Annotated in this window: 23 protein-coding genes and 1 pseudogene; 6 read left to right on the top strand and 18 right to left on the bottom strand. The window is 66.6% G+C overall.

Annotation, left to right across the window (positions count from 1 at the left end; translation table 11 throughout):
• Positions 1–23 precede the first annotated feature (23 nt).
• The 13 genes from murC to C8J40_RS15745 form a co-directional block, all read right to left on the bottom strand.
• Positions 24–1,442: a UDP-N-acetylmuramate--L-alanine ligase gene (gene murC, locus C8J40_RS15810; RefSeq protein WP_132897829.1), complete on the bottom strand. Its 1,419-nt coding sequence runs from the start codon at positions 1,440–1,442 to the stop codon at positions 24–26.
• Entirely contained in the window at positions 1,439–2,581 is a 1,143-nt protein-coding gene (gene murG / locus C8J40_RS15805; RefSeq protein WP_132897828.1) for an undecaprenyldiphospho-muramoylpentapeptide beta-N-acetylglucosaminyltransferase, read from the bottom strand. Before murG ends, murC begins: the two co-directional genes overlap by 4 nt.
• The gene (locus tag C8J40_RS15800; protein WP_243693452.1) at positions 2,578–3,819 is read right to left on the bottom strand and encodes a putative peptidoglycan glycosyltransferase FtsW; all 1,242 of its coding nucleotides are present in this window, start codon (positions 3,817–3,819) and stop codon (positions 2,578–2,580) included. The genes murG and C8J40_RS15800 overlap by 4 nt, the downstream gene beginning before the upstream one ends.
• 5 nt (positions 3,820–3,824) lie before the next feature.
• Positions 3,825–5,225: a UDP-N-acetylmuramoyl-L-alanine--D-glutamate ligase gene (murD, locus tag C8J40_RS15795; RefSeq protein WP_243693432.1), complete on the bottom strand. Its 1,401-nt coding sequence runs from the start codon at positions 5,223–5,225 to the stop codon at positions 3,825–3,827.
• A complete protein-coding gene (gene mraY / locus C8J40_RS15785; protein WP_132897827.1) occupies positions 5,222–6,292 on the bottom strand; it encodes a phospho-N-acetylmuramoyl-pentapeptide-transferase in 1,071 nt (356 codons plus the stop codon). The genes murD and mraY overlap by 4 nt, the downstream gene beginning before the upstream one ends.
• Complete coding sequence (gene murF / locus C8J40_RS15780; protein ID WP_132897826.1) at positions 6,293–7,684, bottom strand: UDP-N-acetylmuramoyl-tripeptide--D-alanyl-D-alanine ligase; 1,392 nt, start codon at positions 7,682–7,684, stop codon at positions 6,293–6,295. It abuts the gene before it with no gap.
• 127 nt (positions 7,685–7,811) lie between these two features.
• Positions 7,812–9,227 carry a UDP-N-acetylmuramoyl-L-alanyl-D-glutamate--2,6-diaminopimelate ligase gene (locus tag C8J40_RS15775; protein ID WP_132897825.1) on the bottom strand — a complete coding sequence of 472 codons (1,416 nt, stop codon included), beginning with the start codon at positions 9,225–9,227 and terminating at the stop codon, positions 7,812–7,814.
• A 10-nt stretch (positions 9,228–9,237) separates the two neighbouring features.
• Complete coding sequence (locus C8J40_RS15770; protein ID WP_132897824.1) at positions 9,238–10,956, bottom strand: penicillin-binding protein 2; 1,719 nt, start codon at positions 10,954–10,956, stop codon at positions 9,238–9,240.
• A complete protein-coding gene (locus C8J40_RS15765; RefSeq protein ID WP_056060249.1) occupies positions 10,953–11,642 on the bottom strand; it encodes a hypothetical protein in 690 nt (229 codons plus the stop codon). The genes C8J40_RS15770 and C8J40_RS15765 overlap by 4 nt, the downstream gene beginning before the upstream one ends.
• Complete coding sequence (gene rsmH, locus C8J40_RS15760) at positions 11,639–12,589, bottom strand: 16S rRNA (cytosine(1402)-N(4))-methyltransferase RsmH (RefSeq protein WP_132897823.1); 951 nt, start codon at positions 12,587–12,589, stop codon at positions 11,639–11,641. The genes C8J40_RS15765 and rsmH overlap by 4 nt, the downstream gene beginning before the upstream one ends.
• On the bottom strand, positions 12,586–13,113 hold the full coding sequence (locus C8J40_RS15755; protein WP_243693431.1) for a division/cell wall cluster transcriptional repressor MraZ: 528 nt from the start codon (positions 13,111–13,113) through the stop codon (positions 12,586–12,588). The genes rsmH and C8J40_RS15755 overlap by 4 nt, the downstream gene beginning before the upstream one ends.
• Before the next feature lie 833 nt (positions 13,114–13,946).
• Positions 13,947–14,216, bottom strand: coding sequence for a hypothetical protein (locus tag C8J40_RS15750; RefSeq protein WP_243693430.1), 270 nt, complete (start codon positions 14,214–14,216; stop codon positions 13,947–13,949).
• Positions 14,217–14,275: 59 nt separating this feature from the next.
• Positions 14,276–15,244, bottom strand: a complete 969-nt coding sequence (locus C8J40_RS15745) for a cysteine synthase A (protein ID WP_132897822.1) — start codon at positions 15,242–15,244, stop codon at positions 14,276–14,278.
• A gap of 155 nt (positions 15,245–15,399) precedes the next feature.
• Here C8J40_RS15745 and C8J40_RS20400 point away from each other — a divergent pair, with 155 nt between their 5' ends.
• The 4 genes from C8J40_RS20400 (at position 15,400) to aat (ending at position 17,623) form a co-directional block, all read left to right on the top strand.
• Entirely contained in the window at positions 15,400–15,570 is a 171-nt protein-coding gene (locus C8J40_RS20400; protein ID WP_165886524.1) for a hypothetical protein, read from the top strand.
• A 122-nt stretch (positions 15,571–15,692) separates the two neighbouring features.
• A complete protein-coding gene (locus C8J40_RS15740) occupies positions 15,693–16,076 on the top strand; it encodes a hypothetical protein (RefSeq protein WP_132897821.1) in 384 nt (127 codons plus the stop codon).
• Positions 16,077–16,184: 108 nt separating this feature from the next.
• Complete coding sequence (locus C8J40_RS15735; protein ID WP_132897820.1) at positions 16,185–16,895, top strand: ParA family protein; 711 nt, start codon at positions 16,185–16,187, stop codon at positions 16,893–16,895.
• On the top strand, positions 16,892–17,623 hold the full coding sequence (gene aat, locus C8J40_RS20795) for a leucyl/phenylalanyl-tRNA--protein transferase (protein WP_132897819.1): 732 nt from the start codon (positions 16,892–16,894) through the stop codon (positions 17,621–17,623). Before C8J40_RS15735 ends, aat begins: the two co-directional genes overlap by 4 nt.
• On the opposite strand, the pseudogene C8J40_RS20790 reads toward aat, so the two are convergent.
• From C8J40_RS20790 to C8J40_RS15705, 5 genes and pseudogenes are all read right to left on the bottom strand, one after another.
• A pseudogene (locus C8J40_RS20790) lies at positions 17,566–17,892 on the bottom strand (DUF2155 domain-containing protein); the annotation flags it as partial. The gene aat and the pseudogene C8J40_RS20790 sit on opposite strands and share 58 nt — an antisense overlap.
• A 197-nt stretch (positions 17,893–18,089) precedes the next feature.
• Entirely contained in the window at positions 18,090–18,482 is a 393-nt protein-coding gene (locus C8J40_RS15720) for an NADH:ubiquinone oxidoreductase subunit NDUFA12 (protein ID WP_132738795.1), read from the bottom strand.
• 343 nt (positions 18,483–18,825) lie between these two features.
• Positions 18,826–19,251, bottom strand: a complete 426-nt coding sequence (locus tag C8J40_RS15715; protein ID WP_207901255.1) for a DUF192 domain-containing protein — start codon at positions 19,249–19,251, stop codon at positions 18,826–18,828.
• 68 nt (positions 19,252–19,319) lie between these two features.
• Entirely contained in the window at positions 19,320–20,015 is a 696-nt protein-coding gene (locus tag C8J40_RS15710; RefSeq protein WP_347812479.1) for a cold shock domain-containing protein, read from the bottom strand.
• Positions 20,016–20,108: 93 nt separating this feature from the next.
• Positions 20,109–20,816 (bottom strand): RecX family transcriptional regulator, encoded by a 708-nt coding sequence (locus C8J40_RS15705; RefSeq protein WP_347812478.1) that lies wholly within the window; start codon positions 20,814–20,816, stop codon positions 20,109–20,111.
• A 96-nt stretch (positions 20,817–20,912) separates the two neighbouring features.
• Here C8J40_RS15705 and C8J40_RS15700 point away from each other — a divergent pair, with 96 nt between their 5' ends.
• Together C8J40_RS15700 and C8J40_RS15695 are read left to right on the top strand one after the other, a co-directional pair.
• Positions 20,913–22,676 carry a fatty acyl-AMP ligase gene (locus tag C8J40_RS15700; RefSeq protein ID WP_132897817.1) on the top strand — a complete coding sequence of 588 codons (1,764 nt, stop codon included), beginning with the start codon at positions 20,913–20,915 and terminating at the stop codon, positions 22,674–22,676.
• 120 nt (positions 22,677–22,796) lie between these two features.
• Positions 22,797–25,154, top strand: a complete 2,358-nt coding sequence (locus C8J40_RS15695; RefSeq protein ID WP_132897816.1) for an EAL domain-containing protein — start codon at positions 22,797–22,799, stop codon at positions 25,152–25,154.
• Positions 25,155–25,198: the final 44 nt, after the last annotated feature.

Genomic DNA, 25,198 nt, shown 5'->3' with positions numbered 1-25,198 from the left:
GGGGAGGATCTGCGACGCACCACTCACGCCAGCACCTTTGCGCGCTCGGCAGCAATCGCATCGGCAAGGTTAGCCGCCCACTTAGTAATGTCGCCAGCGCCGAGACACACGACCATGTCGTCCGCCTCGATCGTCGCCGCCAGTTCCACCGCCAAAGCATCCGCGTCCGCGACCACACCCGCGAACCGGTGCCCGCGCCGCTTCAACCCCTCGACCAGAGCCGCCGCGTCGACGCCCTCCACAGGCGCCTCGCCCGCGGCATAGACCGGCGTCACCAACACCCGATCCGCGTCGTTGAACGCCGTCTGGAAATCCTCCATCAGATTGCCGAGCCGCGAATACCGATGCGGCTGCACGACTGCGATCACGCGACCCTTCACGCCCTCGCGCGCCGCCGCCAGCACGGCCCGAATCTCGACCGGGTGATGCCCGTAATCGTCGATGATCGTCACGCCAGCCACTTCGCCTACCTTGGTGAACCGCCGCTTCACGCCCCCGAACTTGGCAAACCCCTGCTGGATCGTCGCATCCGCGATCCCCAGTTCCAGCGCCACGCCGATCGCCGCCAGCGCGTTCTGCACATTGTGCCGCCCCGGCATCGGCATCTCGATCCCCGCAATCGTTCGCGTCGCGCCATCCCGCTCGCGCACCACGCAATCGAACCGGTTGCCGCCCGGGATCGGCGTAACCTCCACCCCGCGCACGTCTGCCTGCGCCGAGAAACCGTACGTTACGACCCTACGATCGCGCACCCGCGGCAGGATCCCCTGCACCTCCGGATGATCGAGGCACAGCAGCGCCGCACCATAGAACGGCACGTTCTCAACGAACTCGACGAAGGCATCTTTCACCGCGTCGAACGAGCCGTAATGGTCGAGATGCTCGGGATCGATGTTGGTGACGACTGCGATCGTGCCGTCGAGCCGCAGGAAGCTGCCGTCGCTCTCGTCCGCCTCGACCACCATCCAGTCGCTCGCGCCCAGCCGCGCGTTCGAGCCGTACGAATTGATGATCCCGCCATTGATGACCGTCGGATCGACCCCGCCCGCATCGAGCAAAGCCGCCACCATCGACGTCGTCGTGGTCTTCCCATGCGTGCCGGCGACCGCGACGGTCGACTTCAACCGCATCAGTTCGGCGAGCATTTCCGCGCGCCGCACTACCGGTACGCGCGCGTTGAGCGCCGCCTCCACCTCAGGGTTCGAGCGCACGATCGCGGTCGAGACGACCACCACCGCGGCGTCGCCGATGTTCGACGCCGCGTGACCGATCGCCACCGGAATGCCCTTGTCGCGCAAACCCTGCACGACATAGCCCTCGGCCACGTCCGACCCCTGCACGCGGTAGCCGAGGTTCTTCATCACCTCGGCGATGCCCGACATGCCGATCCCGCCGATGCCGACGAAATGGATCGTGCCGATATCCGTTGCGACGCCCCTCATGCGAACTGCGCCTTTGGCTTCGAGGGCGCACCGACCGGAATGCGCGACAACGGCGCGTCGAGGCTCTCGACCAGATCGGCCAGATCGCTCGCCGCATTCGGCCGCCCGCAACTCCGCGCACGCCCCGCCGCATTCTGCAACGCCGCTGGATCGAGCCCGAGTTTCTGCATCTGCTTGGCCAGTTCCACTGCGGTAAAGTCTCCCTGCGCGATCGTCCGCGCGCCGCCCGCCCGCGTGATCTCGCGCGCGTTCACGGTCTGGTGATCGTCGGTCGCCCCCGGCAGCGGCACGAGGATCGCCGGCCGCCCCGCCGCGGTCAGTTCCGAAATGGTGGAAGCCCCCGCGCGGGCGATCACCAGATGCGCCCACGCCAGTTGCTCGGGCATATCGGGCAGATACGTCGCCAGTTCGGCCGGAATATGATGCTCCGCGTACTTCGCGCGCACCGCATCGATATCCTCGATCCGCGCCTGATGAGTCACCTGCAACCGCCGGCGGAACGTCACTGGCAACATCGCCAGACCGTCGGGCACGACCTGCGACAATATGCTCGCCCCCTGGCTCCCCCCGGTTACGAGCACGCGAAAGATCCCATCCTCCTCCAGCAACGGATACGGTCGCGAGCGCAGCGCCAGCACGGCCTCGCGCACCGGATTGCCGACCAGATGCGCCTTCCCCAGCAACTTCGGCGCGAGGCGCTCGGTCGGCTCGGACGAGGTCGCAATCGCATCCACCCGTCCCGCGACGAAGCGATTCACGCGACCCAGCACCGCGTTCTGCTCATGCACCGCGGTCGGGATCTTGTCAGCGAACGCCGCCAGCAACGCCGGCAACGCAGGATAGCCACCAAAGCCGATCACCGCGGCAGGCTTGAACGTCCGGTACAGCTCGCGCGCCATCGCCCGCCCGCGCCACATCTCCCGCGTGGCCCGAGCCCAGCCGAGCGGCCCACCGGTAAAGCGCCCCGCCGGCAGGACATGCGTCTGGATATCCTCGAACAGCCCCGGAAACCGCACGCCGCGCGCGTCGCTGACCAGCGCGACGCGGTGGCCACGCTTGGACAGTTCGGCCGCGAGCGCCGCTGCCGGGACCATGTGTCCCCCGGTCCCACCGGCTGCGAGGACGTAATGCTTACTCATTCACCACTCCAGCGGACGACATAGGGGCTCCGCGTGAGAAACGGATTGCGCCGGGTAAACGCCAGCAGCAACCCCATGCCGACCGACAACGCGATCATCGACGACCCGCCATAGCTGATGAACGGCAGCGTCATACCCTTCGACGGCGCGAGGCCGGTGTTAACCGCCATGCTGACCAGCGCCTGCGCGCCGAACTGCGTGGCGAGGCCCGCCGAGGCCAGCAGCTTGAACTCATCCTGCTCGTCCAGCAGCTTAACGAACACGCGGACGACGATCGCGAGGAAGATCACCGCGATCACCGAACACGCGATCAGCCCGAACTCCTCGCCGATCACCGAGAAGATGTAATCGGTATGCGCCTCAGGCAGGCCGAACTTCGCCGCACCGGCGCCCGGCCCGGTCCCGGTCCAGCCACCCGCCGTCAGCGTGTTATGCGCCGCATTGGTCTGGAAATGATCGCCCGCGCCCTCGCCCTCGACCCCCGGAAACAGAAACGCATCGATCCGCGACCGCGCCACGCCGTAGAAGATATAGGCCGCCACCAGCCCGGCCGGTGCCATCGCCATGAGCCCGAACATCACCTTGGCCGGCGTCCCCGCGATCATCAGCAGCGTCATCCACACCGTGCAGAAGATGATCGTCTGGCCGAAATCGGGTTGCAGCATCAGCAGCACCGCGACGCCCCCAGTCATCGCGCCGGTGATCAGCACGGTCGGCAGCTCGGCATCCTTCGCGCGCAGCGACAACAGCCACGCGACCGTGACGATGAACAGCGGCTTCAGGAACTCGGAAGGCTGGAACTGCGCAAAGCCGACGCCGAGCCAGCGGCGTGCGCCGTTCGCCTCGACCCCGATGAACGGCGTCACCATCAGCATCAGCACGAACAGCGCACACCCGCCGATCGCCATCCGCCGCGCCATCGACACCGGCATCATCGACACGCCGAACAGCACGGGGAGCGACACCCCGACCCACATTAATTGCCGCCAGAAATAATAAAGTGGCGCAATCTTGTGATGCTCGCCCGAATAGCGGACCGCGCTCGCCGGCGACGCCGCGGCGACCGCGATCAGCCCGATCGCGATCAGAAACAGCGTCAGCAACAGCAGCATCCGGTCGATATCCCAGAACCACGTGCCGAGCGGCGACTGATCGCCACGCCCGCCGCGTCGCTTCATCTTCGCGACGATCCCGTTCTTCTGTCCGGACACACCCATATCCATGGTCCCAGCGCGCATATCGGTCATGCCAGCGACTCCACCGCGGCGCGGAAGGCCGCCCCGCGCGCTTCGTAATCGCGAAACTGGTCGAAGCTAGCACAAGCGGGGGATAACAACACCGTGTCGCCGGGACGCGCGTTGGCGGCGGCGCTGCGGACGGCGGCGTCGAGCGTGCCGACGTTATCTACGGGCATCGAGTCTTTCAGGATTTCGGCAAATTTTGGGCCAGCCTCGCCGATCGTGTAGGCGTGGACGACGTGGCCGAAGGCGGGCTTGCAGGCGTCGAGGTCGTCGCCCTTCGCGCGCCCACCGACGATCCAGTGGACCCTGTCGAACGCGGCGAGCGCCGGCGCTGTGCTCTCGGGATTGGTCGCCTTGCTGTCGTCGACATAGGCGACGCCGCCATAAGACGCGATCTGCTGCATGCGGTGCGGCAGGCCGGTGAAACTAGTGAGGCCACGATCGATATCGACCTCGCTCACGCCCAGCGCTTTCACGACCGCGATCGCGGCGAGCGCGTTCTGGGCGTTGTGCGGTCCCTGAAGCGCAGGCCAATTGCCTTGGAACAGGCATACGCCCGGCGCGATCTTGGTGAGATGCTCGCTCTTCGCCGACAGCCCGCGCGCGATCAGCGCGGATGGTGCGTCACCGATCCCGATGACCGCGTCATGCTCGGCCGACTGCATCGCGAATAACCGCGCCTTTGAGGCGGCATAGCCCTCGAACCCGTCGTAGCGGTCGAGATGGTCCGGCGTGATGTTGAGCAACACCGCGACATCGCAATCTAGGGTCTGCGTCAGGTCGATCTGGTAGCTCGACAGCTCGAGCACGTAGACGCCGCCCTCGGGGAGCGGTTGCTGTTCGAGGATCGGCAGGCCGATGTTGCCGCCCATCAGGGTCGGGATGCCGGCGGTCTTTAGGATGTGGTGGACGAGCGCGGTGGTGGTCGACTTGCCGTTGGTGCCGGTGATGCCGACGACCTTGTGTGGGGGGAGGTCCGCGCGGGCCTGCGCGAAAAGTTCGATGTCGCCGATGACGGGCACGCCAGCTGCGCGAGCGGCGGCGGCGAGCGGGTGCGTGTTCAGAGGCACTCCCGGCGATACGACCAAAGCGTCGAACCCCGAAAGGTCCTCCAACGGCGCGACGATCAAATCCTCCCCGGCACGGGGAGGGGGACCGCCAGCCGCAGGCTGGGGGTGGAGGGGGGCGTCCGCAAGCGCGACGCCTGGAACAGTCCCCCCTCCACCAGCAGAGCTGGTCCCCCTCCCCGTACCGGGGAGGATTGCGTCACGCCGAGCCTCATCCGAATCCCAAGCGACAACGCTCGCGCCACCAGCCACCAACGCCCGCACAGTCGCAGCCCCCGACCGCGCCAGCCCCAGCACCGCGTAGCGTTTCCCGCGCCAAGCCTTCGCAATAATCACCGCAACTTCAACGTCGAAAGACCGACCAGCGCCAGCACCAGTGCGATGATCCAGAAGCGGATCACCACTGTCGCCTCGGCCCAGCCGAGCTGTTCGAAATGATGGTGGATCGGCGCCATCCGGAACACGCGCTTGCCGGTGCGCTTGTAGAAGAACACCTGGATGATCACCGACAGTGCCTCGATCACGAACAGCCCGCCGATGATCCCCAGCACGATCTCGTGATGCGCGACGACTGCGATCGTCCCAAGCGCACCACCGAGCGCCAGGCTCCCCGTATCGCCCATGAAGACCGCCGCCGGCGGCGCATTGAACCACAGGAATGCGAGCCCTGCCCCAACGATAGCCCCGCAGAAGATCGCGAGTTCACCCGCACGAGGGACATGAGGAATGCCGAGGTAATCCGCGAACTTCACGTTCCCGACGAGATACACGATCACCATGAACGCGACGCTGGCGATGATCACCGGCATCGTCGCCAGCCCGTCGAGCCCGTCGGTCAGGTTCACGGCGTTACCGAACGACACGATCGTGAACGCCGCGAACACCGGGAAGAACCAGCCGAGATCCAGATACATGCGCGAGGTGAACGGCAGGTACAGGTGCGGACCGTTCTGCGACATGATGATCGTCGCGGCGACGCCGGCAATGATGAACTCGAGCAACAACCGCGTCCGCCCGCTGATCCCCGCGGTGCTCGCCTTACGCACCTTGTCATAGTCGTCGAGGAACCCGATCGTCCCGAAGCCCAGCGTCACGAACACGCACGCCCAGACATACGGATTGCTCAGGTCCATCCACAGAAGGATCGCGAGGCACATCGAGGTCAGGATCATCAGCCCGCCCATCGTCGGCGTGCCGCGCTTCGACAGATGCGACTGCGGGCCATCGGCGCGGATCGGCTGCCCCTTGCCCTGCCGTACGCGCAGCCAGCCGATGAACTTCGGCCCGATGATAAGGCCGATGATCAAGGCGGTCGCGACGGCACCACCGGTCCGCACCGTCTGGTAACGGATGAGGTTCAGCAGGCCGGGAAACCCCAGATGCTCGGCGAGCCAGTACAACATTCAGTTAATCCCGCCTTTGAGGCCAGCTTGAAGACCAGCCACGACGCGGGCGAGGCCCACCCCGTTCGATCCTTTGACGAGCACGACATCGCCCGGCGCCAGGATCGTCCGTAACGACGCGAGCGCGGCCGCAGCGTCGCCCACATGGACGGTTTCGATCTGTCCCTCAAGCACCTGCGCAAGCGGCGCCATCGCTTCACCGACCAGCAGCGCCATTTCGACGCGCGCGGCGAGAATCGGCTTAGCGAGGCCGGCGTGATAGTCATCGGAGCCTTCACCCAATTCGCGCATTTCGCCGAGTACCGCGATGTGGCGGCCGGGTTCATGCCCGAGGACGCTGAGCGTCGCGCGCATCGAGGCTGGGTTGGCGTTGTAGCTTTCGTCGATCACCAGCGTCTGGCCTTCGCCAACGGGCACCAGCGACCGTGCACCGCGACCTTGCAGGCCACCGAGTTCGGCCAGTGCCAGCCCGGCGAGTCCGAGATCGCCTCCGGCCGCCTGCACGCACGCCAGCACGCCGAGCGCATTCGACACCCAATGCGCGCCCGGCTGCGCGATCGTGAAGCTCAGCTCGTGCTCGGCCCCCTGCCCCATCCGCGCAGTGACGAACGTCCCGCCGGTCGGCAGCCGCATCGCCTCGATCGCGCGGACATCGGCACCCTTTTCGCTACCGAACGTGACGATGTGCGCGGCATGTGGCGCAGCATGGCCGAGCAGCCGATCGCGATGCGGGCTGTCATAGGGCACGATCGCAGTCCCGTCCGGTTCGAGCCCGGCAAAGATCTCCCCCTTGGCATCGGCGATCGCGCTCTCGTCGGGAAAGAACGCGGTATGCGCAGGCGCGATCGCAGTGATCATCGCGATGTGCGGCCGCACGAGCTGGGTCAGCTCGGCGAGTTCACCGGCATGGTTCATCCCCATCTCGAACACGCCGAACTTCGCGTCCCGCGGCATCCGGGCGAGGCTCAGCGGGACGCCGGTGTGGTTGTTGTAGCTCTTGACCGAGCGGTGCACATCGCCGGGGGCTGCGCGGTCGAGGCAGGCGAACAGCGCTTCCTTGGCGCTGGTCTTCCCGACCGAACCAGTCACGCCGATGATCTTCGCGGACGAGCGCGCGCGGCTGGCGGCGCCAAGCGCGTTTAATGCGGCAAAACTGTCCGCCACGAGCACGTGCGGGTGGTCGCAGGGTTCGGAGACGATCGCGCCCGCCGCGCCTTGTGCGAAGGCCTGATCGAGGAACAGGTGTCCGTCGCTGGCCTCGCCCTTCATCGCAACAAAGAGATCGCCGGGCCCAACTTCGCGCGAGTCGAACGCAACGCCAGTGACGGCGAAGTCACCAGACGCCACACCACCGGTAGCGGCCGTGATCTCAGCCGAAGTCCACAAGCTCACTGCTCCCCTCCCGCTTGCGGGAGGGGTCGGGGGAGGGGCTGACCAAACAAACCGGACGCCAGTACGTACGTCGCGCCCTCCCCTAGCCCCTCCCGCAGGCGGGAGGGGAATGAAGATGTCGTCGCCCTCACGCCGCGCACTCCCGCGCAACCGTCACATCATCGAACGGCAGCACCATGTCGCCAACGATCTGGCCCTGCTCGTGTCCTTTACCGGCGATCAGCACGATATCTTCAGGCCCAGCCTCGCGCACCGCCGCGCCGATCGCCGCGCGCCGGTCGCCGATTTCCTCGCCCCCCCGCGCGCCCTTCAGGACGTCGCAACGGATCGCGCGAGCGTCCTCGGTCCGCGGGTTGTCGTCGGTGACAATCACGCGGTCGGCGTGCTGCACCGCGACCTGCCCCATCGTTTCGCGCTTGCCGGTGTCGCGGTCGCCGCCCGCACCGAACACCACGATCAACTTTCCGCCAGCATGCGGTTTGAGCGCGGCGATCGCTGCTTCCAACGCATCGGGCGTATGCGCATAGTCGACGTAGACCGGCGCGCCAGACTTCGCGATCACCGCGCGTTCCAGCCGCCCGCGGACCGGCTGCAACCGCGCGAGGTTGGCAATCGTCGAGCCCACATCGCCACCGGTTGCGATCACCAGTCCGGCCGATACCAGCGCATTCGCCGCCTGGTAGGCGCCGATCAGCGGCAAGGTGACCTTGTACGTCTGGCCGTCAGCCTCGATCGTCAGTCCCTGTCCGAGTAAGGTCGGATCGCGGCCCACCAGCCGCAAAGTCTCGCCCTGCGTCCCGACAGTGACCAACCGGTTGCCACGTTCGCGTGCCAGGTCGATCACCCGCGCCGATTGCGGATCGTCAGCCCACACCACCGCCGCACCGTCCGTCGAAAGCACTTCGGAGAACAACCGGATCTTGGCAGTAAAATACGCGGCCATGTCGCCGTGATAGTCGAGATGGTCGCGGCTTAAATTAGTGAACGCCGCGGCGGCCACCTTCAGCCCCTCGGTCCGATACTGCGTCAACCCGTGGCTCGACGCCTCGAACGCGAGGTGCGTGACACCCTCACGCGCAAGCCCCGCCACGTTCGACAGGAACGTCACCACATCCGGCGTGGTCAGCCCGGTCGTCACCCGCTCGTCCGCCGTCGTAACCCCCAGCGTCCCGATCGACGCCGCATGAAACCCCGCCATCCGCCAGAGCTGCCGGGTCATCTCGACGCACGACGTCTTCCCGTTGGTCCCGGTAATCGCCACCGACGTCTCGGGGAACGGCGCGAAGAACTTCGCCGCGAGTTGCGCGAACCGCTCGCGAGGGTTGTCGTCGGCGATGTACGTGGCGCCCTCGACCGTCAGCCCCGGCCGCGCGACCACCGCGATCGCGCCCGAGCGGATCGCGTCCTCGATGAAATCCTCGCCGTTGACGCGCGCGCCTTCGAACGCGCCGAACACCGTGCCCGGCGCGACCTTGCGGTGATCGATCGCGAACCCCGTCACCTGCGCTTCTTCCGTCCCGTCGGTCAGCGCTGCGAGTTTCATGCAATAGTCCTCATTGCCCGGTCGGCTGTGTACGCGACGGGTCCTGCCACAAAGTCGGCAGGATGTCAGACTCGTCGATGTCGCGGTGCGCGTCGGGCACCACGCCCAGGATCGCACCGACGCGCGAGATCGTCCGTCCGACGACTGGTGCGGTGTTGTACGCCGCAGTCTTCCACCCGCCTGTCTCCTTGGTGCCGAGCGGAGAATCGAGCATCGCGAGCACGACATACCGTGGTCCATCCATCGGAAACGCCGCGGCAAACGTCGCGACGTTGCGCGAATGATCATACCCGCCCGACACAGCGGCCTCGGCCGTCCCGGTCTTGCCACCGACGCGGTAGCCCGGTGCATCGCCCTTGCGACCCGTGCCGCGCTGCACGATCAGCCGCAGCATCTGCCGCATCCGCGCGCTGGTCTGCTCGCTGATGACGCGACGACCGGCAACCGCATGCCCCGGCGCGACCTTCAGCAACGTCGCCGGCCGCCAGATCCCGCCATTGACCAGCGCCGCATACGCGCTCGCCAGATGCAGCGGGGTCACCGCGATGCCGTGCCCGTAGGCGGTGGTCATCGTCGTCGTGCGCGCCCAGTATTTCGGCCACAACGGACGGCCCTTCTCGCGCAGTTCGATATCGGGCTTGGTATCGAAGCCCAATTTCTTGAACATCGCCTGCATCTTCGCGGGCCCAACCTCGTCGGCGACGCGCGCGGTAGCGATGTTGGACGAATAGATCAGCGTCTCGGCCATGTTCAGCCACCGCTTCGGATCGCCGCGCTCGTCGTGGATCGTGAAACGCCCGACCTGGAGCGGATGCGTCGCGTCGAACCGCCGCGCGAACGACGTCACGACGCCGGTATCCATCGCGGTCGCCATCGTGATCGGCTTAAACGTCGAGCCGAGCTCGAACACGCTCTGCGTCGTGATATTGCGGAGCTGCTCGCTGCCCGACATGCCGACGCGGTTGGGATTGAAGGTCGGCAGCGAGACCATCGCGATCACCTCGCCGGTCGAGACGTCGAGGACGATGCCGCCAGCGCCACGGGCCGAAAACGTCGTCATAGCGCGGCCGAGTTCGCTCTCCATCGCCGCCTGGACGCGGTTGTCGAGCGACAGCGCGACGGGCGTGCCGTTCAGCGCCGGGTTGGTCAGCCGCTCGTCGAGGACACGCTCCATCCCGCTCATGCCGTGGCCCGCGGTAGACAGGAAGCCGAGCGCATGCGCCGCCATCGTCGACTGCGGATACAGTCGCTGCGTATCGCGGTCGAACACGATCGCGGGCTCGCCGATCGCGTTGACCTGCTCGACCAGTGCCGGCGACGCGCGTCGCTGGAGATAGATGAAGCTCTTGCCCGACGTCAGCAGCGCATAATAATGCGCCTGGTCGCCCGCCTCGGGCATCAGCGCGGCGAGCTTGCTGGCGATCTCGGTCGGATCGCCGATCAGCTTCTTCGGGTGCACCGCGATCGTCCACGCATCGATCGTCCGCGCGAGCGGCGCGCCGTTACGATCGACGATATCGCCGCGTGCCGCGATCGCCGCCGAGCGCGCCTGCGGATCGGCGAGCGACGCCTGCACCGCCAGCATCCCGAGCCGCCCGACCACCACCAGCACCGCTGCTCCGAACAGGAACATCAGCATCATCAGGCGCGTGTGCGCCGTCGCCACCAGTGCATGACGCTGGTTGGCGCTACGTTGCTGCGAGACGGGCCGGGCGACCAAGGCGGTCACCGCCGCTTACGGCTCTCGGAGCGGGCGCCGCTCATGATGTCGCCCAGCGTCGTGTCGGACAGGAGCTTGCGGTCGAGCATCGCCACTGCCTGCGGACGGACCTTCGCGACGGCGGCGAGGCGTTCGGTCTTGGCAGCGCGGACGAGTGCGGCCTCGGCCGAGCGCGGCGTCGATACCGACGCGCGGATCACGACCGGCTTGAGCGCGGTCTTCGACGCAGCCTGGATCGCGACGTTCATCGCGCGCGGTGCGCTGACCTGCGCCATCTGCACCGGAGCAAGCTTCACCACGGCAGGAGCAGCGGTAACCGGCACGATCGACGTGGAGACGACGGACCCCGCCCCCGACGGCACCAGCAGCGCGGCGGTCTGGACCCCGTCGGCGCGCAGGCTGTTGACGTCGAGCGCCGCGAGCGCGGCCTCGCTCACGACGAACTGGCCGGCGGTTGGCGCCGACAAGGCCAGCGTGTCGCCATTCCAGCGCTCGAGCTGCGCAAGATTGCCCCGCGTGTCGAACTCGGTTTCCAGCGCGCGGATGTCGCGCTGCGCGGAGCGGATCTGACCATTGACCGCCTCCAGCTTCTTGCGCTCAGCGGCGACCTGCAGCGACACGAGGTAGAAACCGAGCACGACGGCTACGCAGCCCCCGAACCAGCCCACACCCTTCATCCGATACGCCGCCGTCATGTCGTCACCTCTTCCGTCCAGGGTTGCGCGGAGGTCCGCCGCGCCGTCCGTAATGTCGCCGAGCGCGCACGCGGGTTGCGTGCGATCTCGGCCTCGCCGGCGCGAACACCGCGGCCGACATGAGAAAAACTAGGTTCCGCAACGGCTTTCACCTGCGGAAGATGACGCGAACCTGAAGGCGACCCACCGGACCGCGTGCGCAGGAAGCGCTTCACCATCCGGTCCTCGAGGCTGTGGAACGTCACGATCGCGAGCCGACCGCCGGGCTTCAGCACGCGTTCGGCCGCGAGCAATCCGTCCGCCAGTTCGCCCAGCTCGCGGTTCACATGAATGCGGATCGCCTGGAACGCCCGCGTCGCGGGGTCCTTCTTGTCGTGCGCCTTGTAGCCGAGCGCGCGGCGGACGATGTGCGCCAGCTCGCCGGTCCGCGTCAGCGGGCGCGCCGCGACGATCGCGCGGGCCACGCGACGCGACTTGGGCTCGTCGCCGTACTGATACAGCACGTCGGCGATCTCGTTCTCGTCCGCCTCGTTGACGAAGTCCGCCGCCGACATGCCGGCCTGCGCCATCCGCATGTCGAGCGGGCCATCCGACTGGAACGAGAAGCCGCGCTCGGCCTGGTCGAGCTGCATCGACGACACGCCGATATCGAGCGTCACGCCGTCGACCGGCGCGAGGCCACGCGCTTCAAGCTCGGACGCCATCGCCGAGAAGTCCGCGGCGATCAGGGTCAGGCCTTCTTCGGCTTCTTCCATGGCTCGACCATTGGCAATCGCGTCTGGATCGCGGTCGAACGCGACGATCCGGGCACCCGACTTGAGCAGCGCCAGCGTATAGCCGCCCGCACCGAACGTGCCGTCGACCATCGTCTCGCCGGGCTCGGGGGAAAGCGCGGCCAGGACTTCGTCGAGCAATACCGGGATATGCGGAGCTTCAAGAGTGCTCACAGCTGCACCCCCTTCTCGGCCATGTAGAAGCGCGCCATCTCCTTGACGACGGGGGGCATGCCGTCGGTGGCGATCAGCGTCGCGGGGTCCCAGATCTCGATATAATCGAGCACGCCATAGAAGAACGCATGGCCCTTGATGCCGGCGTAGAAGCGCGGGAACGCCGGCATGATGAAGCGACCGGAGCCATCGAACGGCACCGCTTCGCCCGACGCGGCGGCGCGCTTGATATTGTAGTCGTACTCGCCATTCTCGGAAGGATTCTCGGATTCGCGGCGATCGAGGCGCTCGGCGAGGATGTCGACGTAACCGGGATCATACGCGACCAGGCAGCGATTCTTCTGATGCGCGCCGATGATGATGGTCCCGCCGTCCTTGCCGTTCGCCTTGGGCGCATTTGCCGAGAGCATCGTGCGGAGTGCCGAGGGGATGGCTACCCGGCCCTTGTCGTCGACAAGGCCGATACCGTCTCCTTGATAGCGACCCCGTACCGACACGCCAAAACCCTTCGAACTGGCGCGCACGCTTCACCGCCTCGAAAAGCAGCCATCGCTACGTTTCGACCGCGTTTTCAGCGAACGATGAAAATGCCCCTGTATTAACCTCCATCTACCATAGAGCTTCGGGGACGCAACGGGATTTTTGGGGATTGTAGGGATTTGCGACGAGTTTCGCGCGCCGGTTTGGAGGGAATTCCGTGCAGATCGGGTTCCATCGGCGTGGCGGTGGCGATCTGGGCGGGGGATTTTCGGGGATAGGGTTACATCGGTGCGTGTAAGTCAGCGTATCCCGCCACCCAGGCCCGCCCTCACCCAGCCACCGTCACCCCAACCATTCGTCACCCGGCGAAAGCTGGGGTCTCATCGCAAGGCGTGCGCCATCTGCCCCGCGGGAGACCCCAGCTTTCGCTGGGGTGACGAGCTAGGTCGAGGTGACGAACCGGGCCGCGACGTCACCCGGCCATGCCCGCACCAACCATCCGTCACCCCAGCGAAAGCTGGGGTCTCATCGTAAGGCATGCGTCGCCTGCCTCGCGGGAGACCCCAGCTTTCGCTGGGGTAACGAGCTAGGCCTAGGTGACGAGCCGGGCTGCGACGTCACCTGGCCATCACTTACTTAGCCAGGTCTCACCCAGCCATGGCCTCACCCATCCATCCGTCACCCAACCACCCGTCACCCCAGCGAAAGCTGGGGTCTCATCGTAGGGAGTACGTCATCTGCCCCACGGGAGACCCCAGCTTTCGCTGGGGTGACGAGCTAGGTCGAGGTGACGAGCCGAGCCAGGTCGAGGCGACGGGCCAAATCGATCGCGAGGCCCGTCAAACCGAAGTTGCGGTCACAAAACCAAGGCCAAACCCTATGGCGCAGGCGCCTGGGCGTTCGCGCTCGGGGCCACGCCCATCTCGGCCAGTGGCTCCCCCGCACTCTTCGTGTCGATTACGTTCGAGACCGCCATGTTGGCGACCACGTCCGCTTGTGCCGTCCCCGCGGTCGCGACCGGACGCTCGCGGCTGGCCGATCCGATGATCGCACTCGCAAGGCCGATCAGCAGCACGACCGCGGCGAGGCCGATCATCCCGACCTTGATGCGCTGCATGCTCTGCGAGGGTTCATGGTTTAGCTTCATCTTGCCGCGCCAGGATACCCGACCGCCGCGCCGCTGTCGATTCCCGCGCATGACGTCGCTCACCCGAGCCCCTTCGCCTCACGCCACGCCGGGTCGTACAAGGTCGATAGGTAGCGGAATCCGGTGTCGCACAGAATCGTCGCGATCCGCTTGCCTGGTCCCAGATGTCGCGCCAGCGCCACCGCGCCCGCGACATTTATTCCCGACGACAGCCCGAGGCACAGCCCCTCCTCGTCGAGCAGACGGCGGACCCAGGCATAGCCCTCCTGATCGGAAATCCGGAACTGCGTGTCGATCGGCGCGCCCTCGAGATTGGCGGTGATCCGCCCCTGCCCGATTCCTTCGGCGACCGACGATCCCTCGGACTTCAGCTCGCCGTGCGCATAGTAATTATAGAGCGCCGCGCCGTGCGGGTCGGTCAGCGCGATGCAGACACTCTCGTCCTTCGCCTTCAACCCGAGCCCGACGCCGGCGATCGTCCCGCCGGTTCCTGCGGCGCAGGTGAAGCCGTCGATGCGGCCTTCCATCTGCGTCCAGATCTCCTCCGCAGTGCCGACGATATGCGCGCGGCGGTTGGCGGTGTTGTCGAACTGGTTCGCCCACACCGCCCCCGGCGTCTCCTCGGCGATCCGCCGCGAGGTGTGGACGAAATGGCAGGGCGAGGAGAAGGCCGCGGCCGGGACGAGCACGAGTTCGGCATTCAACGCGCGCAGGGTGTCCATCTTCTCGCGGCTTTGCGTCTCGGGCATGACGATGATCGTCTTGTAGCCCTTCGCATTGGCGACCAGCGCGAGGCCGATCCCGGTATTGCCGGCGGTCCCCTCGACGATCGTGCCGCCGGGCTGGAGCAAGCCGCGCTGCTCGGCGTCCTCGACGATGAACAGCGCCGCGCGATCCTTCACCGACGCGCCGGGATTGGCGTATTCGCACTTGCCGAAGATGTCGCAGCCGGTGGCGTCGCTGGGTCCCTTCAGCCGGACGAGCGGGGTGTTGCCGATAAGGGCGAGCGTGTCGGGTGTCGTTTGCATGGACTGTATGTGGCGTCCCCAGCGACACCGGGCAAGCGAGCGAAACTTTGTCGTATCAAACCGCCAACCGCATGAACCCATCGACCGCCGAATTTAGGTCTCCCGCTTGATCTATGTTACATCGACGCCTCATCTCTGGGCGGAGGCAAAGCATCGTGGAACCGTATTTGAACGTCCGCGCGCTTCTCGACGAAGCGCTGCGCCTCCTCGACGGACTTGGCGAGACGTTGATTGCCGCGCATCTGATGACGCCGATCGCGGTGCTCGACGACCGGATCGATTCGCTTGGCGACACGCCGGATTTCGTGCCGCCCCATATCCGGTAACGCCGCCGTCGCGAAAACGCCACGGCTCGTCGTCAGGCAAAATCGGCGCGGCGAACGTCTGGGCGAACGAAAGGCCATAAGCCTTGACGCTCCATGCTGCATGCGCGAAGCGAGGTTCCGCTATGAAAATCCTCCCCCTCTCCGCCGTCGCCGCGCTGCTCGTGCTGGCCGCCTGCAACTCCAAGCCCGCTACGCCCGAGGTGCTGGACAGCAATCCCGATCCGATGGCCAACACGCTCGCCAACGCCGCGCCGGTCGAGCTGCCGCCGGCGATCAAGTCCGAGGCGACGCTGCGCTGCAAGGACAACAGCCTGCTCTACGTGACGTTCTTCCAGGGCGACAAGCAGGCGGTGGTGCGTACCAAGAAGGACGGCACCCCGACGACGCTGAAGTCGGATGTCGCCGGCGCGCCGAAGACCGCCGAGGGCGGCTGGTCGATGACCGGCAGTGAGACCAACGTCACGCTGACCGCGCCGGGCAAGTCGGCCCAGATCTGCCACGCGTAAGTCTTTGGCGTTTGTTCGTTCCGAAACGGCCGGCGGATCATCCGCCGGCCGTTTTTCTTTGTGCCGCGCACTCTTGCCCTCGCCGCCGCGGACCGGCACGCTGCCGCGATGGCAACAGTTGCGATCTACAGCCTCAAGGGTGGCGTCGGGAAGACGACGCTTTCGGTGAACCTGGCGTGGTGCGCCGCGACCCTGTCCGCACGCCGCACCTTGCTGTGGGACCTCGACCCGCAGGCCGCCTCGACCTGGGTGCTGGGCGGTGCGGGCAAAGTCGATCAGGCGCAGGCGATGTTCTCGAAGGACGTGCCGGTCGCCAAGCAGGCGCGGCCGACCGCCTACCGCCACCTCGACCTGATCGCCGCCGACGCGTCGCTGCGCGGGCTCGACCAGCTGTTCCACGATCTCGACAAAAAGAAGCGGCTCGCGAAGTTGCTCGCAGACCTGAAGACCTATGACCGCGTGATCCTCGACTGCCCGCCCGGCCTGACCGAGACCGCGGACCAAGTGATGCGCGCCGCCGACCTGATCGTGATTCCGGTGATCCCGTCCCCGCTCTCGACCCGCGCCTATGACGCGGTCGTCGATCATCTCGGCGGGCGGACGGCGTTGCTCCCGGTGCACGTCATGGTCGACAAGCGCCGCGCGCTGCATGCCGAGGCCCTCGAACGGCATCCCGACTGGCCGGTCATCCCGATGGCGAGCGGGATCGAGTCGATGGCGGTCAAGCGCGCCCCGGTCGGCGTGTTCGCCCCGAAGTCGGCCGCGGCGCAGGCGTTCGCAGATCTCTGGCGCCGGATCGAACACCGGCTGACTGCATGAGCGACATATTAGACCCGCAACTCGTCCTCGGCGCCTATTCGGTCGGCGTGTTCCCGATGGCGGACAGCCGCGACGCCGCCAGCGTCTACTGGGTCGAGCCCCGCCGCCGCGCCGTCCTCCCGCTCGACGGCTTCCAGCTCTCGCGCTCGCTTCGGAAAACGATCGTCGCCGACCGCTTCCAGGTCACCGTCGACACCGCCTTCGACCGCGTCGTGCAATTGTGCGCCGAAAGCGTCGAGGGCCGCCCCGAGACGTGGATCAACGACGGCATCGAACGCGTCTTCCAGACGCTGCACGCGATGGGGTTCGCGCATTCGGTCGAATGCTGGGACGGCGGCAAGCTGGTCGGTGGGCTCTACGGCCTGTCGCTCGGCCGCGCATTCTTCGGCGAGAGCATGGTCAGCCGCGCGACCGACGCGTCGAAAGTCGCGCTCGCACACCTCGTCGCCCGGCTACGCGCGGGCGGGTTCACGCTGCTCGATTGCCAGTTCCAGACCTCGCACCTCGCCTCGCTCGGCGCGATCGAGATCGACCGCGCGGATTACGTGGCGTTGCTGGGCGCGGCGCTCGACGGTGCGCTCAAGCCGTCGTCCGCCGCCGGGGCGGCCTCGGCAGCCGGTGATTTCCGTGCGCTCGATCGCTTGGCGGGCAAGGCTTCGGCCGGCGGCGCGGTGTCGGGGCCGGTCGCCGGGAAGGTCATCGCGCAGCTCTTGGTCCAGACGTCGTAGATCGGATGCTGCACCGCGTTCAGCGCGGGGCGTTCCTTGTACAGCCAACCCGAAAACGTCCGCCGCCAATGCGCGTCGACGCCGCGCACCAGCACCTGGACGAACGCGCCGGTCAGTTGTTCCTGCTCCCACGGCGCGGTCTGCTCACACGCGCGAAGCCGCAGCACGACATCGCCCATCCGAGTCGCCTGCCCGGGCCTCAGCGTCACTTCGCGGGTTTCGCCGTTACGCTTGTTGAGCAGGCCGAGCACCGCGACGCGCTGCGCCATCGGCGTGCCGCCATTGGCGATCGCGGCGGCGCCGGTATCGATCGTCTCGATCGAGGAATTGCCGGCGTCATCGGGCCCGGGCAGGTCCTGCTGGACCGCGGCAACCGGAGTCGCAGGCGTGGTAAGCGCGCGGTATCCGAACCAGCCGCCCACCGCCAACGCCACGACCAACACGGTCGCGGCGAGCCAGCGCATGATCACCCTTCGGGCGTCCAGGCTTCGTAATCGCCCGTCGCGGCGGCACGCTTGCCACCCTTTTCAAGCGCACCCGATGGCCGATAGGCCAGCGCGGTGCCGGTCATGTTGGGCACGGCGGGCTTCTGCCAGGCGCGGATCGGCGGCAATGCGCGATCGGGCACATCGTCGACCTGGTGATGCAGCCAGCTGAACCACGCCGGCGGCACGCGGCTCGCGTCGGTCGCGCCCTGGTAAATCACCCAGCGACGCGGGTTGCCGGCGGTGTCCTTGCCGCCCTGGTAATAGACGTTGCCGAGCGCGTCCTCACCCATCTTCGCCATGCTGCGCAGGCCGAATTTGGTGCCGAGGGTGGCGCCGTTCCACCACGTGAATGTCGATGCGAGAAAGCCCATGACGGGCGCTTAACCCGAGTGGGGGCGGGCTTCAACCTCGATGATAGGGGAATACAGCCACCGATGCCGTCAGGATTGATCCCCCCCCGCAAAGGGAGGGGGCTGGCGAAGCCAGTCGGAGGGGTGACGCCCCCTCGATAACGAACTCCCCCTCCGTCAGCCCAAGCATCCTCGGACCGTAATCACTCGCCCCCATTATTCCGCCACCCCCACTATTCCGTCACCCCAGCGAAAGCTGGGGTATCCCCGTTGGCGAGCGCTGGCTTGGAACGGGGAGATCCCAGCTTTCGCTGGGATGACGAGCTTTTGGGAGAGCGTTTTTTGCCCACCCCGGAGGAAGCGCCTACTTCGCCTTGTCCCACGTCACCAGATCACCCTCGGCGATCCCCAGTTCCGCAGCCCGGCCGCCCATCAGTTCCAGCACCGCCCCGACCGGTTCCCCCGACGGAATCGGCGTTTCCGAGAACGGCACCGTATTCTCGGCGATCCGCGCGATCGTGCCGTCGGCGCGGATGTAGATGATATCCAGCGAACTCGGCGTATTCTTCATCCAGAAGTTCGCGACCACAGGCGCGCCACCGGCCGGCGGATAGGGCCAGAACAGCATGCCGCCATCGGGCTTCAGGTCGGTACGGAACATCAGCCCCCGCGCCTGCGCGTCGAGCGTCTTCGCGCTCTCGACCGTGAACGCATGCATCCCGTTCGTGCTCTTGATCGTGAGCGCGAGTGTGCCGTCCTTGGTCACCTCGGTATCAGCGCCGCTATTCATGTACGCGACACCCCCGGCGCCGGCGCCCAGCGCCAGCACCGCCGCCAACGCGGCCTTGGCAGTGAAACTCATCCCAGATCCTTTTCGACCGCAACGGCCAGCGGCCCCTTGCGCCCGTCGACGACGCGCACCCGCAACGGTTGATCGGGTTCGACCGATTCGATCCCGGCGCGGCGCAGCGTTTCCATGTGGACGAAGATATCGCTGCCATCGGCGCCGCGTATCAGAAAACCATAGCCCTTCAAACGGTTGAACCATTTGACCGATGCCGCTTCGAACGGTCCGGCGGCGTCGATCATCGCGATCGGATCGATCCGGTCGGGTGACGACGGCGCACGGACCGTCTCGTCGACCGCGTTGGTCATGTCGATCGAGACGATCTCGCGTGCCTGGAACCCGCGGCCGCGTTGCACCGACAAGGTCTCGACTCGCGCGCCTTCGGGAAGGCTGCGGCGGCCATGGGGTTGCAGGACGGAGAAATGCACCAGGATATCGCCGACGGTCTCGTCGTCCGCGACCGCGAACCCGAAGCCGCGCGTCACGTCGAACCATTTGATGACCCCGCCGATGGCACGGGCCTCCGGCACGACACCGCCGACGATCACGGCACTCACGCGCTCCCCGCCCCCGAGGCCGTCCCCCACGAGGCCGCCGCTCGTGAGACCGCCGCTCGTCAGGCCGCCGCCCACAAGACCACCGGTCGCGAAGCCACCGCCCGCAAGCGTCGTCGTTCCCACCTCCACTGGCCCCATTTCTACCGGCATGTCAGCACCTGCTGCGTGTCGTTACGCATTGTTACACCCCTGAGCGCCTTGCTAGCACGGTTCGTCGCAGTCGCAATGAATCCGTTGTCGTGTTCACTCGAAATCGAGCAACTCGGGGGTGTCGGACGGCGGTGCAGCAACAATTTTGCGTGCGAGATCGAACCTGTGCCCCGCGCGCAGCATTCCCGCGAGCTGCTTTTCGTGCAGCTTCCGGTCGCCCTCGCCACTGCCATACGGCCCGATTCGTTTGCGCCGTGCATAGGCCAGTGCCGATTCGACTGCGCGGTCCGCGATCGCCGGCGCCACCGACTCCGCATCGCCTTCGTCGATGCCGGCCTCTCGGAATGCGCCCGCAACCCGCCGTGCCCCCAAGCCACGTCGCTGCATCGCAGCAGCCCGTTGTTCGGCGAAGGCGCGGTCATCGACATAGCCGAGATCGGCCATCCGCTGTGCGAGGTCGCCGGGCTCCGCCAGCGCCGCGCCGGTGCCCCCGTCCCAGCCACGCTCGCGGATTTTGCGCATAAGATAATCGGTGAGCCGCCCCCGCGTCGTCGCGAATCGCTCGACATAGCGCAACGCCATCTGTTCGAGCGCCGCGGCATCGAGCGGTCTCGGCGCGGGACGCTCGCGGGCCCGTTCCTTGCCGCTCTCCTTGCCGCCGCCCTTCCCGCCGCCTTTGCCCCAGCTCTTGCCGCCGCGCCGCTTCGTGCCACCGCTTTCGTCGAACGCGTCGTTTTCCGGGTCGCCGGCATCCGGCGACGAGGGAAACGCGTTGCTTTCGCTGTGGCTATCATCGGTCACGCCATCATTGTGCCACACTGGCACCCGAAGTTGAACGGCTAGACTTAAGATAGGTGTGGTGTGCGAGCACCGCGACCAACCAAGGCAGGAACTGCGATGACGACCGACACGGCCAACAAGGACGGCACGACCGTAGCGGCAATCGTTGCGACGCCGACCGAAGACGCCCTGCCGCGTCGTTTCGCCGATTTCGGTACGCTGGGCGAAGCGCTGGACTACGCCGCCAGCGGTAAGCGTGGACTTAACTTCCACGACGCGCGTGGCACATTGTCGCAGCCTTACCCCTATGCGCAACTCCGTACCGATGCCCGCGCGATGGCCGACCGCCTGATCGCCGCCGGCGTCGCGCCTGCCGACCGCATCGCGCTCGTTGCCGAGACAGGCCCCGAGTTCGCCGCGCTGTTTTTCGGCGTCGTCTATGCTGGCGCATGGCCCGTTCCGCTGCCGCTGCCGACCTCGTTCGGCGGTCGCGACTCGTACATCGAACAGCTCCGCGTCCAGCTGGCGAGCTGCGATCCGAAGATGCTGATCTTCCCGCCCGAACTGGCGCAGATGGCCGGCGAGGCTGCGCGCCTGTCGGGTACCGTCGGGATCGACTGGTCCGAGTTCGCGATGCGCGAGGCCCCCGTGGCAACGCTGCCCGAGGCCAAGCCCGACGACATCGCGTACCTGCAATATTCGAGCGGCTCGACGCGCTTCCCGCACGGCGTCGTCATTACGCACGCCGCGCTGCTCAACAACCTTGCCGCGCACAGCCACGGCATGGAAGTGTGCGACACCGATCGCTGCGTGTCGTGGCTGCCCTGGTATCACGACATGGGGCTGGTCGGTTGCTTCCTGTCGCCGATCGCCAACCAGGTCTCGACCGATTATCTCAAGACCGAGGATTTCGCGCGCCGCCCGCTCGCCTGGCTCGATCTGATCAGCCGTAACGAAGGCACGACGCTCAGCTATTCGCCGACCTTCGGCTACGATATCTGCGCCCGCCGCATGTCGTCGCAGACCAAGGCGAGCGACCGCTTCGACCTGTCGCGCTGGCGCGTTGCGGGCAACGGCGCCGACATGATCCGCCCCGACGTGATGCAGTCGTTCGTCGACGCGTTCGCCGATGCGGGCTTCAAGGCCAGCGCGTTCCTGCCGAGCTATGGTCTCGCCGAAGCGACGTTGGCGGTATCGCTGATGCCGCCGGGCGAAGGCATCCGCGTCGAACTCGTCGAGGAAACGCAGTTGTCGGGCGGCTCGCGCGGCGGGGACCGCCCCCAGCGCTACCGGGCGATCGTCAATTGCGGCAAGCCGGTCCGCGACATGCGAATCGAGATCCGCGAGGAGGACGGCACGCCGCTCCCCGATCGCGCGATCGGCAAGGTGTGGTGCAGCGGCAAGTCGGTGATGGTCGGCTATTTCCGCGACGACGCCGCGACCGAGGCGTGCATGGCGGATGGTTGGCTCGATACCGGCGACATGGGCTATATGTCGGACGGCTACATCTACATCGTCGGCCGCGCCAAGGACATGATCATCGTCAACGGCAAGAACCACTGGCCGCAGGATATCGAGTGGGCGGTCGAGCAGCTCCCCGGCTTCAAGGCCGGCGACATCGCCGCGTTCGCGATCACCACGCCCGGCGGCGAGGAAACCCCCGCGGTACTGGTCCAGTGCCGCAGCTCGGACGAGGCCGAACGCCTGCGCCTGCGCGACGAAATCCGCGAGCGCGTGCGGTCGGTGACGGGCATGAACTGCCTGATCGAACTGATCCCGCCACGTACTTTGCCGCGCACGTCGTCGGGCAAGCTCAGCCGCGCCAAGGCGCGCAACCTGTATCTCAGCGGTGACATCAAACCGTATGATATTGCCGCCTAACAGGCCGACCGCGCTAAAAATGATCGTGTTCTGGTTAGATTTGACCAAAACGACAGCAATTAGATCCAGTTTGGTGTGATGCATACGTTCCGCTAACTAACGCGTGGTTATGCCATTGGCGTGACCAAGACCCCGCCTTCCGCGTCGAGCCGCATCGTCGTCGACCTCGCCACGCTATTGGCGATCCGCGAAGGCGGCGATCCGGTCGTCTGGGGCCGGATCCGCGCGGCGCAGTTGTTCGCCGGGCGCCGCGTGGCGCTGTTCCTGCTCACCAGCAACATCGTCGCGATGCTGGCGATTGCGTTCCTGCTGCGAGGCGTCGTGCCGCATTGGCAGATCGCGGCGTGGGCGGCGCTGGTCGCCGCTGCGGCGGTGTGGGTGGGGTTTCGCCGGCTCGCCACCGATCATCGCGGCGACGGCTATGCGAGCCTGCGCCAGCTTCGTCACACGATCTGGGACGGCTTCGTTCTTGCGCTCGTCTGGTCTGCGGTGCCGGTCTTCTTCTGTACGCATGCACCGACCGGGACGACCGCGGGGCTGGGTCTCACGCTTGCCGTGCTGATGGCGGCGGCGGCCCTGGCGATGGCGCCGCTCGCACCCGCGACGCTCGTATTCCTGGGTTATCTTGGTGTGGCAATGGCCATCCAACTCGCCTTCGCCAGCAGTTTCGCCGCCGCGCTCGGCCTGTTGCTGTTCACCGGTTTGCTGATGGTGGCGTGCATCCATCGCGCGCGCGCGCTGATCATGCTCCGCGCGAGCGAGATCGTTCTAGACGATCGCAACGAGACGGTCAGCCTGTTGCTCGGCGAGTTCGACGGCACCGGCGCCGACTGGCTCTGGGAAACCGACGCGACCCGCCGCGTCGTCAAGGCCAGCCCGCGGTTTGCCTTTGCGTGCGGCCTCGATCCGGCCAGTATCAATGGCCTGCCGCTGTTACAGCTGCTGGCCGGCCCGAGCTGGGAAACCGGCGAGTTCGATACCGCATTGCGCACTTTGGCCGAGCGGCTGAAACGGCGGGAAAGCTTCCGCGATCTGCGCCTTCCCGTCCAGATTGGCGGGGAGGATCGCTGGTGGAGCATGGCAGCGTCGCCACGTTTTGACGATCACGGCGAGTTCTACGGCTTTCGCGGCGTTGGCTCCGACGTAACCGAACAGCGTGCGTCAGCGGACAAGATCAACCGGATGGCGCGCTTCGACACCCTGACCGGCCTGCCGAATCGACTGATGGTCAATGAGACGCTTGTGAAGGCGATGGCCGATGCCGATCGATGGGGCGGGCGCTATGCGTTCATGATGCTCGATCTCGATCGCTTCAAAGCGGTCAACGATACGCTTGGCCATCCGATCGGCGATCGACTGCTTGGTCGTGTATCGGAGCGGATCCACGCGCTGATGGGCGTCAACGAGACCTGCGGACGCCTGGGCGGGGACGAATTCGCGGTGGTGGTCCGCGACGCGAGCGACGCCGCCGCGGTCGAGCGGCTTGCCGAGCGGATCATCGCCTCGCTGTCGCGTCCCTATGAGATCGACGCCCATACACTCCATATCGGTGCCAGCATCGGCCTTGCGATCGGTCCGCGTGACGGCCGCACTGCCGACATGCTGATCCGTTCGGCCGACCTCGCACTCTATCGCGCCAAGGACGCCGGACGCGGCGTGTTCCGCCGGTACGAACCAGAACTTCACGTTCAGGCGGAAGAGCGGCGGATACTCGAAATGGCTTTGCGCGACGCCATCGAGAAGGGCGAGATGCACCTCGTCTACCAGCCGATCGTCGAGACCGACAGCGCGCTGCCCTGCGGTTTCGAGGCGTTGCTGCGCTGGACCAGCGCCGAATTCGGCTGCGTATCGCCGGCCAAGTTCATTCCGCTTGCCGAGGAAACCCGGCTGATCGGTCCAATCGGCGCCTGGGTGGTCAGGACCGCCTGCGAAGAAGCCGCGCGCTGGCCATCGGACATGCGGATCGCGGTCAACGTGTCTGCAGACCAACTCCGCAATCCGAGTTTCGTGACCACGATCGCGTCGGCGCTCGCGAGCACGGGCGTGTCACCCGAACGGCTCGAGCTCGAAGTGACCGAAGGCGTCTTCATGCATGAAGGTCTTGGTGCGACGCAGATTCTCGATCGTGTGGCCGAACTCGGTGTTCGCCTCAGCCTCGACGATTTCGGCACAGGTCATTCCTCGCTCGGCTATCTCAGCCGCACGCGCTTTTCCTCGCTCAAGATCGATCGCAATTTCGTGCGCGACGCGGCCTGCGGCGTGCGCGAGGCCGTGGCGATCGTCCGCGCCGGGATCGCCCTTGCGACGAGCCTCGGCATGGCCACCACGGCCGAGGGTATCGAGACCGAAGCCGAACTCAGAGCTCTACGCGATCTCGGCTGCACCAATGCGCAGGGGTTCTATTTCGGGCGGCCGATGTCAGCCGAGGACGCACGCACGCTCGCCAACCGTGGTTGGAAAGATGCGGTCGCCGCCTGATCGCTACCTGGCCAGCGGACGATAGCAGGCCCGGCGCGAGCCGG

It is taken from the genome of Sphingomonas sp. PP-CC-3A-396, assembly GCF_004343105.1.
GTDB lineage: Bacteria > Pseudomonadota > Alphaproteobacteria > Sphingomonadales > Sphingomonadaceae > Sphingomonas.
Note: the sequence above shows the minus strand (reverse complement) of the source record. Positions and strands in the feature narration are given on the sequence as shown.

Excerpts from the sequence above, each read along its gene's own strand:
- murC (WP_132897829.1), bottom strand. The coding sequence starts at position 1,442 with ATGAGGGGCGTCGCAACGGATATCGGCACGATCCATTTCGTCGGCATC.
- murG (WP_132897828.1), bottom strand. The coding sequence starts at position 2,581 with ATGAGTAAGCATTACGTCCTCGCAGCCGGTGGGACCGGGGGACACATG.
- C8J40_RS15800 (WP_243693452.1), bottom strand. The coding sequence starts at position 3,819 with ATGCGCGCTGGGACCATGGATATGGGTGTGTCCGGACAGAAGAACGGG.
- mraY (WP_132897827.1), bottom strand. The coding sequence starts at position 6,292 with ATGTTGTACTGGCTCGCCGAGCATCTGGGGTTTCCCGGCCTGCTGAAC.
- C8J40_RS15775 (WP_132897825.1), bottom strand. The coding sequence starts at position 9,227 with ATGAAACTCGCAGCGCTGACCGACGGGACGGAAGAAGCGCAGGTGACG.
- C8J40_RS15765 (WP_056060249.1), bottom strand. The coding sequence starts at position 11,642 with ATGACGGCGGCGTATCGGATGAAGGGTGTGGGCTGGTTCGGGGGCTGC.
- C8J40_RS15750 (WP_243693430.1), bottom strand. The coding sequence starts at position 14,216 with ATGAAGCTAAACCATGAACCCTCGCAGAGCATGCAGCGCATCAAGGTC.
- C8J40_RS15745 (WP_132897822.1), bottom strand. The coding sequence starts at position 15,244 with ATGCAAACGACACCCGACACGCTCGCCCTTATCGGCAACACCCCGCTC.
- C8J40_RS15740 (WP_132897821.1), top strand. The coding sequence starts at position 15,693 with ATGAAAATCCTCCCCCTCTCCGCCGTCGCCGCGCTGCTCGTGCTGGCC.
- C8J40_RS15735 (WP_132897820.1), top strand. The coding sequence starts at position 16,185 with ATGGCAACAGTTGCGATCTACAGCCTCAAGGGTGGCGTCGGGAAGACG.
- aat (WP_132897819.1), top strand. The coding sequence starts at position 16,892 with ATGAGCGACATATTAGACCCGCAACTCGTCCTCGGCGCCTATTCGGTC.
- C8J40_RS15720 (WP_132738795.1), bottom strand. The coding sequence starts at position 18,482 with ATGGGCTTTCTCGCATCGACATTCACGTGGTGGAACGGCGCCACCCTC.
- C8J40_RS15715 (WP_207901255.1), bottom strand. The coding sequence starts at position 19,251 with ATGAATAGCGGCGCTGATACCGAGGTGACCAAGGACGGCACACTCGCG.
- C8J40_RS15710 (WP_347812479.1), bottom strand. The coding sequence starts at position 20,015 with ATGCCGGTAGAAATGGGGCCAGTGGAGGTGGGAACGACGACGCTTGCG.
- C8J40_RS15700 (WP_132897817.1), top strand. The coding sequence starts at position 20,913 with ATGACGACCGACACGGCCAACAAGGACGGCACGACCGTAGCGGCAATC.